This window comes from Achromobacter sp. 10T422 (assembly GCF_056394065.1).
This window is the reverse complement of sequence record NZ_JBFTHD010000009.1, coordinates 143418-157443: the sequence shown is the minus strand read 5'-3', so window position 1 is coordinate 157443 and position 14026 is coordinate 143418. Positions and strand designations below refer to the sequence as shown.

The 14026-nt window shown below is 63.8% G+C and carries 11 protein-coding genes; 4 read left to right on the top strand and 7 right to left on the bottom strand.

What is annotated here, in order from left to right; translation table 11 throughout:
• Positions 1-23 precede the first annotated feature (23 nt).
• Genes AC1DB0_RS24370 through AC1DB0_RS24355 form a run of 4 tightly spaced genes read right to left on the bottom strand, consistent with a single transcriptional unit; the run spans position 24 to position 6507 of the window.
• A complete protein-coding gene (locus tag AC1DB0_RS24370; RefSeq protein ID WP_054423218.1) occupies positions 24-1148 on the bottom strand; it encodes an ABC transporter permease in 1125 nt (374 codons plus the stop codon).
• The gene (rbbA, locus tag AC1DB0_RS24365; protein WP_476758122.1) at positions 1149-3890 is read right to left on the bottom strand and encodes a ribosome-associated ATPase/putative transporter RbbA; all 2742 of its coding nucleotides are present in this window, start codon (positions 3888-3890) and stop codon (positions 1149-1151) included. It abuts the gene before it with no gap.
• Positions 3890-4957 (bottom strand): HlyD family secretion protein, encoded by a 1068-nt coding sequence (locus AC1DB0_RS24360; protein WP_441371622.1) that lies wholly within the window; start codon positions 4955-4957, stop codon positions 3890-3892. Before AC1DB0_RS24360 ends, rbbA begins: the two co-directional genes overlap by 1 nt.
• A 14-nt stretch (positions 4958-4971) precedes the next feature.
• Positions 4972-6507: an efflux transporter outer membrane subunit gene (locus AC1DB0_RS24355; RefSeq protein WP_476758121.1), complete on the bottom strand. Its 1536-nt coding sequence runs from the start codon at positions 6505-6507 to the stop codon at positions 4972-4974.
• A gap of 191 nt (positions 6508-6698) precedes the next feature.
• On the opposite strand from AC1DB0_RS24355, the gene AC1DB0_RS24350 reads away from it, so the two are divergent.
• Both AC1DB0_RS24350 and AC1DB0_RS24345 read left to right on the top strand, forming a co-directional pair.
• Entirely contained in the window at positions 6699-7313 is a 615-nt protein-coding gene (locus tag AC1DB0_RS24350; RefSeq protein ID WP_476758120.1) for a TetR/AcrR family transcriptional regulator, read from the top strand.
• A 206-nt stretch (positions 7314-7519) separates the two neighbouring features.
• Positions 7520-9079 carry an EAL domain-containing protein gene (locus tag AC1DB0_RS24345; protein ID WP_476758119.1) on the top strand — a complete coding sequence of 520 codons (1560 nt, stop codon included), beginning with the start codon at positions 7520-7522 and terminating at the stop codon, positions 9077-9079.
• A gap of 19 nt (positions 9080-9098) precedes the next feature.
• Here the strand turns inward: AC1DB0_RS24345 and kch are convergent, their stop codons facing one another.
• Together kch and AC1DB0_RS24335 are read right to left on the bottom strand one after the other, a co-directional pair.
• Positions 9099-10313, bottom strand: coding sequence for a voltage-gated potassium channel protein (kch, locus tag AC1DB0_RS24340; protein ID WP_054423212.1), 1215 nt, complete (start codon positions 10311-10313; stop codon positions 9099-9101).
• A gap of 448 nt (positions 10314-10761) precedes the next feature.
• Positions 10762-11574 (bottom strand): response regulator transcription factor, encoded by an 813-nt coding sequence (locus AC1DB0_RS24335; protein WP_476758118.1) that lies wholly within the window; start codon positions 11572-11574, stop codon positions 10762-10764.
• A 487-nt stretch (positions 11575-12061) separates the two neighbouring features.
• Between AC1DB0_RS24335 and AC1DB0_RS24330 the strand changes: the two genes are divergently transcribed.
• Positions 12062-12208, top strand: a complete 147-nt coding sequence (locus AC1DB0_RS24330) for a hypothetical protein (RefSeq protein WP_346551565.1) — start codon at positions 12062-12064, stop codon at positions 12206-12208.
• Positions 12209-12240: 32 nt separating this feature from the next.
• Complete coding sequence (locus tag AC1DB0_RS24325; RefSeq protein ID WP_175170942.1) at positions 12241-12639, top strand: helix-turn-helix domain-containing protein; 399 nt, start codon at positions 12241-12243, stop codon at positions 12637-12639.
• A 2-nt stretch (positions 12640-12641) separates the two neighbouring features.
• Here the strand turns inward: AC1DB0_RS24325 and AC1DB0_RS24320 are convergent, their stop codons facing one another.
• Positions 12642-13799 carry an acyltransferase family protein gene (locus AC1DB0_RS24320; protein ID WP_054423210.1) on the bottom strand — a complete coding sequence of 386 codons (1158 nt, stop codon included), beginning with the start codon at positions 13797-13799 and terminating at the stop codon, positions 12642-12644.
• Positions 13800-14026: the final 227 nt, after the last annotated feature.

Genomic DNA, 14026 nt, shown 5'->3' with positions numbered 1-14026 from the left:
GTAAGGGGAAACGAATCAGTCCCTCAAGCCATCTGGCTCAGGGTCTTGCGAAAACGCGCCAGAGAGAACGCGAATAGAACGGCGCCAATCAGCGTCAGCGCCAGGAAGGGTTGCCATACGACGCTGAATCCCGCGCCGCGATAGAGAATGGCCTGGCCCAGTTCCACGAAGTGGGTCGTGGGTGCGGCCAACATGATGTTCTGCACGAAGTCCGGCATGCTCTCGCGCGGGGTGGTGCCGCCCGACAGCATTTGCAGTGGCAGCAGCACCAGCACGAGCAGCATTCCAAACTGCGGCATGCTGCGTGCAAGCGTGGCCATGAAGATGCCCATGGACGTGGTCGCGAACAAGTGCAACGCAGCGCCCACCAGGAACAGCGCCACCGACCCTTCGATCGGCACCTGCAACAAGCCACGCACGACGAACGTCAACGATAGCCCAGCCGACACCAAAACCACCAGCCCCATGGACCACACCTTCGCCACCATGATTTCTGTGGGCGTCACGGGCATGACCAAAAGGTGTTCGATGGTGCCGTGTTCCCGCTCGCGGATCAGCGCGGCGCCGGTCAATATGATGGACAACATCGTGACGTTGTTGATGATCTCCATCATCGCGCCAAACCAGGCCTGCGTCAGGTTGGGGTTAAACCGCATACGCACGGCCAGCTCTACGGGCAGCGTCGTGGGCGCGCGGTAGCGATTGACGAATTCATTGATCTCGTCGGTGACGATCTGCTGGATATAGCTGCTGCCGGTGAACGCCTGGCTCATGCGGGTGGCGTCCACGTTCAGCTGGATTTCGGCGGGCCGGCCAGCCAACACGTCGCGTTGGAAGTTGGGCGGTATGTTGACCGAAAACGTATAGCGGCCCGCGTCCATGCCGGCGTCCGCCTGCGCCGATGTGATGGTTTCCGGCGGCGTGAAATGCGGCGGATAAAACGCCGACGTGATGCGCGCCGATAAAGGCGAAGCATCTTCGTCCACCACCGCGATGGGGGCGTTGTGCAGCGTTTCCGGTACGGCGGTGGCCGCGGTGTAGATCATCAGCGTGAACGACACGCCGATCAGGATCAGCATCATCGGGTCGCGCGCCAGACTCCATAGTTCTTTGACGCCCAGGCGGTAGATGTTGGCCAGATGTCGCATTCAGGTCTCCTGCTTTTTCAGCAGCAGCACCGACGCGCCCAGAATGATCGGTATTGCGGCCAGCAGCGGCCAGAACGAGGCCTGCAGATCCGTAAACCCCAGTGCCTTGCTGAATACGCCACGGCTGATCGTCAGCATGTGCGTGGCGGGATAGATCTGCCCGATCAGCCGCCCGCCGCCTTCCAGTGACGACACCGGGTTCAACAGCCCCGCGAATTGCACCGCGGGCACCAGCGTGCCGATCATCGTGAAGAACAGCGCCGCGATCTGGCTGCGTGTGAAGGTGGACGCCAGCAGGCCGATGGCGGTGGCCACCACGTTATAGATCAGCGCGGCCGCCAGCAGCGTCATAAAGCTTCCGGTGATGGGCACGCCGAACAGCGTCACGGCCAGCAAGGTCATCAACAGAAAATTCAACATGGCCAGCGCAACATACGGCGCCTGTTTGCCCAGCAGGAATTCCAGCCGCGTCACCGGCGTGACGTACAGGTTGATGATGGAACCCAGTTCCTTTTCGCGCACGACGGCAAGTGCGGTCAGCATGGCGGGCATCATCAGCAGCAACAGCGGAATCACGGCCGGCACCATGGCGGGCAGGCTGCGCACGTCGGGGTTATAGCGAAAGCGCGTTTCGATGCTGACGGCTTGTTGCGCGCTGGCGCCCAGCCGTTCGCGCGCCTGCTGCATCAGCCAGCCTTGATGCATGCCCTGCACATAGCCGCGTATGGTTTCCGCGCGCTGCGGCATGGCGCCGTCGATCCACACGCCGATCTGTACGGCTTTGCCGCGCTGCACGTCGCGCGCAAAGCCCTGCGGAATCTCGATCGCCAGCGATAGCTCGCCGCTGCGCATGCGCGCGTCCATCTCGTTGTAGTCCGAGATAGGCGGCTGTTCGATGAAGTACCGCGAGCCGGAAAGATTCAGGCTGTAGTTGTGGCTAAGGCTCGTCTGGTCGCGGTCCATGACGGCGTAGCGCAAGTCTTCCACATCCAGGCTGATGCCGTAACCCATCACGAACATCAGCAGCAGCGACCCCGCCAGCGCCAAGGTGGCGCGCACCGGGTCGCGGCGCAGTTCCAGCGTTTCGCGCCACATGTAGCTGAGTGCGCGTTGCAGGCTGAAACCGTGGCGGGGAGCGGGCGGCGGTTCTGGCTGCGGGGCCGGGGCGGCGTCTTCTGGTGCGGCGCTTGCCGCCGTGCCGGCCCCCGCGTCGATCAGATACGCAATGAACGCTTCTTCCAGCGTCTTCGCGCCGCGCATGCGCGTGATCTCGGCAGGCGATGCGCTGACCAGCACCTTGCCCGCATGCATCAACGACATCCGGTCGCAGCGTTGCGCTTCGTTCATGAAGTGCGTCGAGATGAAAATCGTGACCTTGTCTTGCCGGGCCAGCGCAATCAGCAAGCGCCAGAACGCATCGCGCGCAACGGGGTCCACGCCAGAAGTCGGCTCGTCCAGGATCAGCAGCTCGGGTTTATGCACCATGGCCACCGCCAGCGATAAGCGCTGGCGCACGCCCATGGGCAGGCTTTCCGGCAAGGTGTCCAGCACATCGCCCAATTCGAATCGCGCGACCATATCGTCCACGCGCGCGGGGATATCGGCTTCGGGCACATGGAACAGCCGGGCATGCAGCACCAGGTTCTGGCGCACGGTCAGCTCGCCATACAGCGAAAACGCTTGCGACATATAACCCACGCGGCGGCGGGTATCAATGTTGCGCGGATCAACCTCCTGGCCGAACAGCCAGGCCTGGCCTTCGCTGGCGGGCAGCAGGCCCGTCAGCATTTTCATGGTGGTGGATTTGCCGCAGCCGTTCGATCCCAGAAAGCCGAAGATCTCGCCACGGCGGATGCGGAAGTTCACGTGGTCTACCGCCACGAAGTCGCCAAAGCGCATGGTCAGATCGCGCGCCTCGATGGCGATTTCAGCGTTGTCGTCCAACGCCAGCGGCACGATTTCCACCGGCTTGTGGCCCCGGCGTTTCGCTTCGGGCAGCAGTGCGATGAAGGCCGCTTCCAGAGAATCCGCGCCGGTGCGCTGCGTAAGGTCAGCGGGCGTGCCGGTGGCCAGCACGCGGCCGTCGTCCATGGCGATGAGCCAATCAAAGCGCTGCGCTTCGTCCATATAGGCGGTGGCGACAATCACGCTCATGCCCGGACGTTCGCGGCGGATCTCGTTGATCAAGTCCCAGAATTGCGCGCGCGCCAGCGGGTCGACGCCGGTGGTCGGTTCATCCAGGATCAGCAGGTCAGGGTCGTGGATCAGCGCGCAGCACAGGCCCAGCTTCTGCTTCATGCCACCCGATAACTTGCCGGCGGGGCGCGACAGAAAGGCAGACATGCCGGTGCTGCGCGTCAGGCTGTCGATGCGGCGGCGGCGCTCGGCCTCGTCGTGGCCGAACAGGCGGCCGAAAAATTGCAGGTTCTCTTCCACCGACAGCGTGGGGTATAGGTTTTTGCCCAGGCCTTGCGGCATGTAGGCGATGCGCGGGCAGACGTCGTCGCGGTGCCGGGGGGTGGCCATGTCGCCGCCCAGGGCTTCGACGCGGCCTTCCTGCACCGCGCGTGCGCCCGCCACCAACGCCAGCAAGCTGGACTTGCCCACACCGTCGGGGCCGATCAGGCCCACCATGCGGCCGGGTGGAATATCCAGCGTGATGCCGTCCAGCGCCACGGTGCTGCCGTAGCGCAGGCGCACATCGGATAGCCGAACGACAGGGGCGGCGCCAGGGGCATCCATCAGGGCACCCGGACTTCAAGATTGCCGGGCCAGGCGGCGTCGGCATCCAGCTTCAGCCACGCGACGCCCGGCAGGCCCGTCTTCACCTGCGTCAAATGTTGTTGCAGCAGCGCGGGGCTGATCTGCGCCTTGACGCGGAACATCAGCTTTTGCCGTTCGCTGGCGGTTTCCACCGTCTTGGGCGTGAACTGCGCCGTGCTGGCCACGAACGACACCTTGGCCGGAATCACATATTGCGGCGCGGCGTCCAGAATGATGCGCACGTCTTGGCCCAGCGCCACGCGGCCGGCGGCTTGCTCGGGCAGGAAGAACGTCATGTAGACATCGGACAGGTCGACCATGTTCAGCACTTTGCCGCCAGCCCCCAGCACTTCACCGGGTTGTGCAACGCGGTACTGCACGCGGCCGTCGCGCGGGGCGCGCAGCTCGCTGTCGGTGATGTCGGCGTCGATGCGGGCGATGGTGGCTTGCGCAGCGGCGATGGCCGATTGCGCGCCCACCTGCGCGGCGCGCGCGGCGTCGATCGCGGCCGCAGCTGCCCGCACTTGGGCGCGGGCGGCTTGGGCGGCGGCCTGCGCGCTGCGCACGCGGGCGCGGTCATCGTCCAGCTCCTGGATAGACGACGCGCCTTCCTTGGACAGCGTTTCCGAGCGCGCCAGGCGGCGGCGCGCGGCGTCAGCTTCGCTGTCGCGTTGCACAACGACGGCTTCGGCGGCCAGCTTGTCACTTTCACGCTGCGCGACTTGCGCCGCGGCGCTGGCCGCGCTGTTGATCGCTTGCTGATGCTGGGCGCGCGCTTCTTCGCGCTGCGCATTCAGCGTGTCGATCTGCATGCGCGCAAGCGGTTGGCCGGCTTTGACGAAGTCGCCTTCGATCACCAGCACATCGCTCACGCGGCCGGCCAATTTGGTGGCGACGTCGATTTCGGTGGCTTCGATGCGGCCGTTACCGCTGATGAAGCCTTCTCCCGGCCCGGTGTCGGCCAGCAGCCGCCAGCCGGCGTACCCCGCGGCCGCGACCGCCAGAACTATCAACACGGGAATCAGCTTTCGGGTGGGCAGAGGCATGACGGGTTCCTGGATTATTCGGTGGAAGGGGCGGCGGCGGTGAATCCCGCGGCGTGGGTGCCGCCGCCCAGCGCGGCGTACAGGCCGACCCGGCTGGACAACAGCGCGCGGCGCCGCTGCACCAGCGTCTGCTGCGCGGCGAGCAGGTCGCGCTGCGCGTCCAGCACTTCCAGATACGGTGACGCGCCGTGCTCATAGCGCAGCTGCGCCAGCCGCGCGCGTTCGCTTTGCGCGGCGACGGTGGCGCGCAGCACCTCCACTTGTTCGGCCAGCCAGTGGCGCGCCGTCAAGGCGTCGGACACGTCGCGAAACGCGCTCTGGATGCTCTTCTCGTAGGTGGCGATGGCTTGGTCGCGCCGCACCTCGGTCAGATCCAGTGTGGACTGGCGGCGGCCGGCGTCGAAGATCGGCAGGCTGATGCTGGGCGCGAAGTTCCAGGCGCGGCTGCCGCCCGAAAACAAGCCATCCAGCTCGGCGCTGGCGGTGCCGAATGCGCCGGTCAGCGTGATGCTGGGCAAGAAGGCGGCGCGCGCGGCGCCGATGTTGGCGTTGGCGGCTTGCAATTGATGTTCGGCGGCGACGATGTCGGGGCGGCTGACCAGCAGGTCCGACGGCAGCCCGGCGGGCAGGTCGCGCATGACGGCGTTGTCGTCCAGCTGCGTGATGTGCGCGGGCAGATTCAACGGTGCGCCCACCAGCAGTTCCAGCGCGTGGGCCTGCGCGGCGCGGGTCTGTTCCAGGTCGGCGCCCAATGCGCGCGCTTGCTGCCACAAGGTCTCGACTTGGGTCAGGTCAAGTTTTGATATCGCGCCCACTTCAAAACGGCGGCGGAAGATGCGCAGCGACTCCGCGCGCGAGGCGATGGTTTCGCGCGTGAGCGCGAGCCGTTCATCCAGTTCGCGCAGCGTCAGGTAGCTGTCGGCCACTTGCGTGATGAGGCTGAGCGTGGCGGCTTGCGCCGCGGCGTCGGACGCCAGGTAGTTTTGCAATGCGGCGTCTTTCAGACTCCGCACGCGGCCCCAGAAATCCAGCTCCCAGGTGGCCATGCCCACGCCGGCTTGATACTGGCTGCTGATCTGCGGTTGGCCGGTCAGGGTCAGGTCCCCCGGCACGCGGCTGCGCGTGCCCTCGGCCTGCACGCCGAGGGTGGGGAATTGATCTGCGCGTTGAATGCCGTACAGCGCGCGGGCTTCTTCAACACGCAGCAAGGCGGTGCGCAGGTCGCGGTTGTTCGCCAGTGCGCTGTCGATCAGGCCGTGCAGGACGGGGTCGGAAAAATAGGTCTGCCAGGCGATGTGGGCGGCGGCTTCGGCGTTGGCATCTGGTGCCGCGTTGGAAGGCGCATTAGGGATGGCTTGGGACGCCGCATCCTGCGTGGCTTGCGGTGCAGCATCGGACGCCGTGGCCGGTGTGTAAGCGGCGGGCACGGGCAGAGCAGGGCGGGTGTAGGTTGGCGCCATGGACACGCAGCCTGCCAGCAGCACGCACAAGGCGGCGGGGGCGGCGCGCAGGGCGCTCAGGGTCTTGGCCGGATACGGACGGCGAGTCATGCAAGGGTCTCCAGCGCGAGGGCGCCGGGTGCGTCCGGGGCGGCGCGGCTTGTGGCCAGGCTTTCGGACGGACCCGATGCCAGGGTCATGCATTCATTGTGCCCAGGGTGCGCGCAGCGTTCCTTGACGCGGGTCAAGTTAACGACTGACCGGTCGGTTTTTAATGTCCGGGACTTGCAGGGGAATTCGCTATGAGCATGCAACGCCGTCGTCTGCCTCCTGCCGTGCGCGTCGGGCAGATCCTTGACGCGGCATTGCAGGAATTTTCACGAGCGGGCTATGCCGGCGCCAGGATGGAAGACATCGCCGTGCGCGCCGGCCTGTCCAAAGGGGGGCTGTACGCGCATTTCGCCAGTAAGGAAGACGTCTTCGAGGCGTTGCTCACGCGCCATCTGAATCCGGCCCGGCTGGACGTGGACGCGGTGGTGGATGGGGCGTCGTCCCCGCGCCATCTGGCCGAGCGCATCGTGAACCACCTGTACGCGTCTTTGAGCGACCCCGCCATGGCCGGCACGATGCGCCTGCTGCTGGCGGAAAGCGGGCGAGTGCCGCACCTGGCCTCTCGTTGGCGGCGCGAAACCGCTGATGCGTATCAGTCTGATATTGCGCAGGTGCTGGCGCGGGCGCGCAAGCGTGGCCTGTGCGGCAGGTGCCTGGCGGTGGAACATCCCTGGCTGCTGCTGTCGCCCATCGTGCATACGCTGGTCATGTCGGCGCTGATGGGTCCCGAAGAACAGTTCAACCTGCCGGCCCGCAGACGGGCGCATATTGCGTTGATCCAGCGCTTGCTGGAATCCGCGGCTTGAATCTGCGGCATGAACCCGCGACGTGAACCCGCGACACGGCAGGCAGGGCGCTGTGTAATCGCTTCTTGACGCTGCGCCGCGCTTGGTGTCCTATCCTTTTCAGGATGGTTTTGCACATAGACTGAATTTCCAGCGAGGCGGCTTTGACGACATCAGGAATGACGGTTCGTGTGCCGTCCTGGCGGTATTTGCCAGTGGCATTTGCCTTGCTGCTCCCGATTGTGTTGTGCGTGGCCTGGTCTTGGGTGCATGCCAAGAACGAACGGCGCAACGAAGCCGAAGCGGCCGCGCAAATCGTTCGTGTTCAGGTTGAGACCATTCTTTCGCAAGCGTGGTCTGTGCTGGACCGGGTGGCCGAGCTGACGCCGAAGCCTTGCGCGGAAGTGCTGCCTTTGCTGCAACGCTGGAGCGCGCTGAACCCGTATTTCCGCGCCCTGATTCTCGCCAACAGTGATCACATCTATTGTTCGTCGGTGCTCGGGACCGTGGATTTCTCCGTGGGTGATTTCCGCAATTGGCCCATCGACGCCACGCCCGACCGCTGGTTGTTCTCAGTGGCGGGAACGCCCCTGGCGCCTGAGCGCCCCGCGATTCTGCTGGGCAAGCCGGGTGCCCCGGGCTATAGCGGCGCCGTGGCGCTGGACGGCCGGTACATCCTGGACCTGCTCAATGCCGTTGCCTCGCTGGGCGACTACGGGCTGGAGCTGATCGTAGGCAAGGGGGCGCCCATCCGCAGTGAGTCCTGGAAGGCGTCAAGCAAGGGCGCCGAACTCATCTACGACGAAGTCACGCGGAACAACGGGCGCGTGGCGTTGACCATCAATGTCCGCGCCCCGGCCGAAGGCTTGGTGACCGCGTGGCAGCAGCTCTTGCTGAGCTATCTGCCCGTTGCGCTGCTGATAGGCGCCGGGCTGGCGTTTGCCGCTTACCGTTTGCAGGTCAATCGCCTGTCATTCAAAGAGCAGCTGCGCAGCGCCATGCGCGCCAACGAGTTCCAGGTCTACTACCAGCCGGTGTATGGGCAACTGACCGGGCAGTGCGAAGGGGCTGAAGCGCTGATGCGCTGGAATCGGCCCGGCGTGGGTTTCGTGCGGCCCGACATCTTCATCGCGGCGGCCGAGGCCGAGGGCATGATCATTCCGCTGACCCAGCATCTGTTGCGGCTGATCGAACGTGATATGCAAACGTGGGCTACGCCACCCGACTTTCACATTGGCGTGAACATCGCGCCCGAGCATCTGTCGGGCACGACGCTCGTGTCCGACATTCAGGCGTTTCGCGCGAATATCGCTGCGCGCCAACCGCTGGTCGTGCTGGAAATCACCGAACGCAGCCTGATTGCGGATAACGGCCAGGCGCGCCGCAATATTGATGCGCTGCGCGCCGACGGCGTGCGCGTGGCGATCGACGATTTCGGCACGGGCCATTGCTCGCTATCGTATTTGCAGAAGTTTCCGGTGGATTACCTGAAGATCGACAAGGGCTTCGTGCAGGCCATCTTGCCGTCGGGCGAAGACGCGCCGGTGCTAGACGTGATCATCACGTTGTCGCATCGGTTGAATCTGGCGGTGGTGGCGGAAGGCGTCGAAACGCAAGTGCAGTTTGATTACCTGACGGCGCGCGGCGTGGCGTTCATTCAGGGGTATCTGTTTGCGCGGCCCATGCCGTCCGCGGATTTCGTGCGGTGGTATGTCGGGCATTCGCCGCCAGGGGCTGTCGCCGCCGCGGCGCAGCGCCCGGTCACGGGCGCCCCTAACGCGGCGTGACGAGCCGCCCCGACGTGGCTCAAGACGGCGTCACGGGCGGCGTCGCCGACTTGGCGAAGAACAGATCCGTGATGGCCTGGCTGTCCATCGGTTCGCCATTGATGGCGCGCGTCAGCAGTTCAGCGCCCAGCAATTGCACCGAGAACACCATGTCCGGATGCACGCGCCGGATCTTCTCCAGATGCTTGCTGGTGTTGACCAGCGCCACCGTCTTCGCGCCGCCTTCGCCCGTGGCTTCTTTGGCCGCCAGCACGATGAACGCATTTTCGGCATCGTCATCGCGCAGCGCCAGCACATAGCGCGCGCGCGTCACTCCCGCATTGCGCAGGATTTCCACGCTGGAGGGGTCGCCTTCGATCAGGTCGGTGGCGGCGGGGTATTCGTGCGGCGTGCCGACAGGCACGATGACGGTCACTTCCTCGCTGCGTTGGCGCAGCCCGTTGTAGACGCTGAGCGCCAGCGGCGTGGCGCCTGCGATGATGATGTGGTTTTTTCTCATGGCGGTAGAGAGCCTGCCTTTGACCAGCCGTTTCAGATTGCCGCCGATCACCGGCCCGGCGATGGCGCTGATGGAGGTGGCGAACACCGTAATGCCAAGGATGATAATCGACGCGGTGAACAGCCTGGCGGTGGTGCTGTGCGGCGTGATGTCGCCATACCCCACGGTGGACATCGACACGATGGAAAAGTAGAGCGCAGTGCCTGCGTCCAGCACGGGCGGATTGAATTCGTTGCCCAGGTAGAGCGTGCCGAAGATGGCGTAGATCAGCAGCGACAACACACTGACCAGCGCGAACAGCGAGCCTGCGGTAACGCTTGCGCGGTCAAAGCGGCGCCAATACGCGATCAGCGCAATCACCAGCACCAGCGTGTAGATGCCCAGCCCCGCGCGCCCGGCGTCGCCCATAATCGCGAACGTGCCGATGCCGATCAGCAGCACCAGCGAGAACGCCCATGCGATGCGCGCCTTCAGGATCAGGCCGATGGCAATGACTTGCAGGCCGACGCCGAGCACCAGGCGCGGAATTTCCAGCAGGCCCACCACGCGCATCACTTCATGCCAGTTATCCAGCGCCAGCCAAAATGAGTATTCGCGCGCGCGCACTTCGCGCAGCACCGGGTGCATGAACGCATAGCCATCCAGCGCAACAAGAATCGCCAGGCACCAGTTCGGCGGAAACAGCGATAGCGCTTTGCGCAGGCGCTGTTTGAGGGTGTGGGTTGTGGTCGGCATCGGTGTGGGAGCGTGTCCTTTTGTCCGTATTTTAGGACGTTGCGCGACGGGCTTTGCTATGCCAAATAGGTATAGAAGGCTATCAACAAAGAATTACTGGAATCGCGCGGCAAGTCCTAAACTTCCTTCATCACGCGGCTATCCAAACGGAAAACCGCTGATACGGGCGGTAAGCCAACCAGTCTTCATTGGATGGTGTGACGCCCGGGCGTTGATCACGTTGCAGCTTGTATGGGGACTAGAGACCCTGCACAAGTTCACGGTTGGACCGTGCGTGAGCAGTATGAGGCACGAATGTTGGAATCGCGTGATCCAGGTAGAAGGCATCAGTGCCGGCTGATGACTCCGGGTTCACGTGTTGTTTTAGCGCGGCGTCTTACCTCTCGGGGGCAGCGCCGCGTTTTTTTCGCCTATACGATGCGCATGTCCGCATCGTGGCGCGGCCGCTTCAGTCCGCCGCGCCGGCATCCGCGGTTTCGCGGCGCCAATCTTCCAGCGCGTCCAGCCGGCTGTCTTCCCCCATCTCCCGATAGTCCAGATCCAGCGTGATGTCCGCGGCGAACATATAGCCCCAGCCATGCACCGCGCGGATCGGCAACGTCATCTGATTGGCGGCGGCCTTGCGGCGCAAGCGGCTGATCATCACATCCACGAAGCGGCGCCGCGTGATGCCGCTGTCGGCGTCGTCTGCGCCATCGGCATAGAAGGCGTCGCGGCTGACCTTGCGGTCTGGCGCCGTCACCAAGCGGGAAATGAAATCGCGTTCGCCCGTCGTCAGGCCCAGCGTGCGGCCCGTGGGGCTGATCAGCGTCCAGCCCTTGTTGGCCAACCGCCAGGTTTCCTGAGCGGGCTCTTCGGCGTGCGCGTCGGCGGCCGCGTCCATCCCATCCATGCCCACCGCGCGGCGCACCAGCGCTTGAAGCACCGCGGCCAACTCCAGGCCCGTGACGTCTGGCGGCAGGCAGGCATCCGCCCCGCACAGCAGCGTGCGGATTCGGCTTTCGGCGTCGGCGAATGCAGCGATTGCGACGATGCCCAGCCCGCGGTCCACGGCGCGCAGGCGTACGGCGGCGTTGTGTATGTCTGAAAGGGGAGCCTCCAGCACGACCAGCGGGCTGGGGCGGCGGGAGTAACGGTCGTACACGTCTACCAGATCCAGGCAGCGGCGGACGCAGAAGCCCAGGTGAGACAGGGCGTCCACKAGCCGGGCATGCCTGGCGTCGTCGACTCCGAGGAAAATGACATCCAGCGTGTTATTCATTGATGCTTCCAATGAGGTGGCGCGGCATAGGGCGGCGCCTGAGAGGGAAGCGCGCGGCGTCAGCAGTCCCGGCATGCCCCTCTTTATCGCGCCGCGCCATGACGAGACCGTCTGGCGGTGTTGTTGGTATGGAGGCGAGAGGTCCGGACGATTGCCGTTCCGATGCATGGGCCGTTGGCCGCTGGTGACCCGATCCTGCCTGGAAGTCACGCCCGTGTTTCATTTAAACACGGGCGTGTTTTTTTGTGAAGATACGTTTCTGTAGTTTCTGATGGTAACTTCGCATCCAGTCAGCGCGCTGGGAAAGCGCATGAAACAGTGTTTGTTTTTGCCTTTGCGACGGAAAATTATTATGTATTACCGATACATTATTTTCTATTTTCTATCTCGAAATACCCATAAACTCCCTGCGGCTTTGCGCCGATGATGCGCAGGCATATGCATGCCCGCAGTGCCGGGGCTTTTGCAGGTGTGCTGAGGTAAGTCAATGTCAGGCTTGGATTTTTTCGGGATGCTGCCGATGGCGATGCACGCGCTCGCGGCGCGCAAGCCGGCGGACAAGCAGGCAAATATTGCGATGGATGGATTAGCCCGGAAATTGGGGTGTAATCCGTTTATTTGCCGCCAGTATTGAGATGTTTTAATCAAATAAATAAATTCATATTAATGTCTCAGGTTGATCGATTGGACACGTTTAGCCATCGTCTGCGCAACGCAAGAATGCTTCAGGGATGGACTCAAAAGGACTTGGCAGTCGCAAGCAATCTGTCGCAAAGCGCCATCGGCAACTACGAAAGCGGGCAACGCCTGCAACCCTCAAGCGATGCTCTCATCAAGCTGACCCGCGCGCTGCGCGTCAGCCCGATGTGGTTGAGCACCGGTGAGGGGCCGATGCTGAATTCCGGTTATGCCGAGCCGCCGCCCGCTCACGCCGGGGAATGTGCGCCCCAGCCCGCCTGGCCTTTCGAGTCCGTGTCGTACGCGACCTACGCGCGCTTGAGCTCGCAGGAAAAGCGGCAGATCGAGCTGGTGTTGGCGGCCTACATCAAGGCGCGCGGCGAATAGTCTCAGGGCGCGCGGCGAATAGTCCCGATAGGTTGGGCCGCGCTTGGCGGACGCCGCTGTGCGTCCGGCACCGGGGCAAGCACGTCGGCGGCCTGTTTCCCGCGATTGCGCAAACGGCTGCGCAAGCGTTCCACCGGGTCCGCAATCAAGCCATTCAGCAATGCCGAGAATCCGATACAGCCCGCAATCACCAGCGCCGAGAACAACATGGGCTGGTGCATTTCAACGTCGTTGAGCAGCCAGCTGAAGAACATGATCACCAGCGAATGGCAGATATAAATCGGATAGCTCAATTCACCGATCGCCTTGTCCAGCCGATGGCGCGACTGAAACAGGAACGCCAGCGGCAGCAGCGCCGCGAACAGCAGGACGGCGATGCCGTCGCGCACCGTCGGGTTCAGGCCAATCGAGAAATGAATCATGCAGTAAGCAACGAGCACGGCGGTGCCCACTTCCGGCAGCCGGTTGAAGCGGCGCATCCACGCTTTGCAGCGGGGTAGCAGCACCTGGTGGGACAGCGAGCCAATCAGGAACAGCGCCAGTTCTGTTGGGAAAAAGCGGTAGGTCCAGGGGTCGGAGAGGCCGATGCCGGTCACAATCAGCACGGCGCGTAACGCCAGTGATGCGGCCAGCAACGCTAGCAGGCGGCGCGGCGAGCCCAGCACAAAGGGCGCGACCAGATAGAAGCTCATCTCAACGCCCAGTGTCCATGCCTGTGGCACCAGCAGCCCTTGATACAGCGGCACCTCGCTATGCGCGAAGCTGCCGGTGAAGGACAGGGCCGAATGCTCGATGCCGAAGAACATCAGCCAGTCCTGGCCGAAGATGAACAAGTTCGACAGCACCAGGAACAGGTCAGCGGAAAAGGGCAGGGCGTCGTAGAAGCGGAAGAACGCGCCGCCGGAGACGACGTGTGCGACGAGCGTCATGGCGGCCACCGCCAGATAGATGGGGAACAGGCGCAGGAAGCGATTGGCGTAGAACTTGCCGGTGGCGCCCTGATACGTGTCTGTTGCCGTCAGCACATAGGAAATCAAAAATCCGGAAATGACATAAAACAGCTGTACCGCCAGCCGGCCGCCGACCAGGTGGTCGGCATAGCCGCCGCCCAGGTGGTCCAGCACCACTGATAGCGCAAGTAAGGTTCTCAAAAAGCCCATCGCCGTGTCTCCCGGTAGTCTTATCGTTTTGGCCTCTTGGGCCGGACACCTGCGCCTGCAATGTTGCTGTGATCAGCTTCTATCCCTGTGCTGCCAGGGCCGGCCGGATGCGTGGTCTGCACTGATTCTGCGCGCGGGTGCCGGGGGCCGCTATGCGGCATTCGATTCAGCACCCTGCATCATCTGCGTTAGCGCCGGAATGGGAATTGCTGCTTTTGGATACGGCT

Coding starts and splice junctions, on each gene's coding strand:
- AC1DB0_RS24370 (WP_054423218.1), bottom strand. CDS start 1,148: ATGCGACATCTGGCCAACATCTACCGCCTGGGCGTCAAAGAACTATGG.
- rbbA (WP_476758122.1), bottom strand. CDS start 3,890: ATGGATGCCCCTGGCGCCGCCCCTGTCGTTCGGCTATCCGATGTGCGC.
- AC1DB0_RS24360 (WP_441371622.1), bottom strand. CDS start 4,957: ATGCCTCTGCCCACCCGAAAGCTGATTCCCGTGTTGATAGTTCTGGCG.
- AC1DB0_RS24355 (WP_476758121.1), bottom strand. CDS start 6,507: ATGACTCGCCGTCCGTATCCGGCCAAGACCCTGAGCGCCCTGCGCGCC.
- AC1DB0_RS24350 (WP_476758120.1), top strand. CDS start 6,699: ATGAGCATGCAACGCCGTCGTCTGCCTCCTGCCGTGCGCGTCGGGCAG.
- kch (WP_054423212.1), bottom strand. CDS start 10,313: ATGCCGACCACAACCCACACCCTCAAACAGCGCCTGCGCAAAGCGCTA.
- AC1DB0_RS24330 (WP_346551565.1), top strand. CDS start 12,062: ATGTCAGGCTTGGATTTTTTCGGGATGCTGCCGATGGCGATGCACGCG.
- AC1DB0_RS24325 (WP_175170942.1), top strand. CDS start 12,241: ATGTCTCAGGTTGATCGATTGGACACGTTTAGCCATCGTCTGCGCAAC.
- AC1DB0_RS24320 (WP_054423210.1), bottom strand. CDS start 13,799: ATGGGCTTTTTGAGAACCTTACTTGCGCTATCAGTGGTGCTGGACCAC.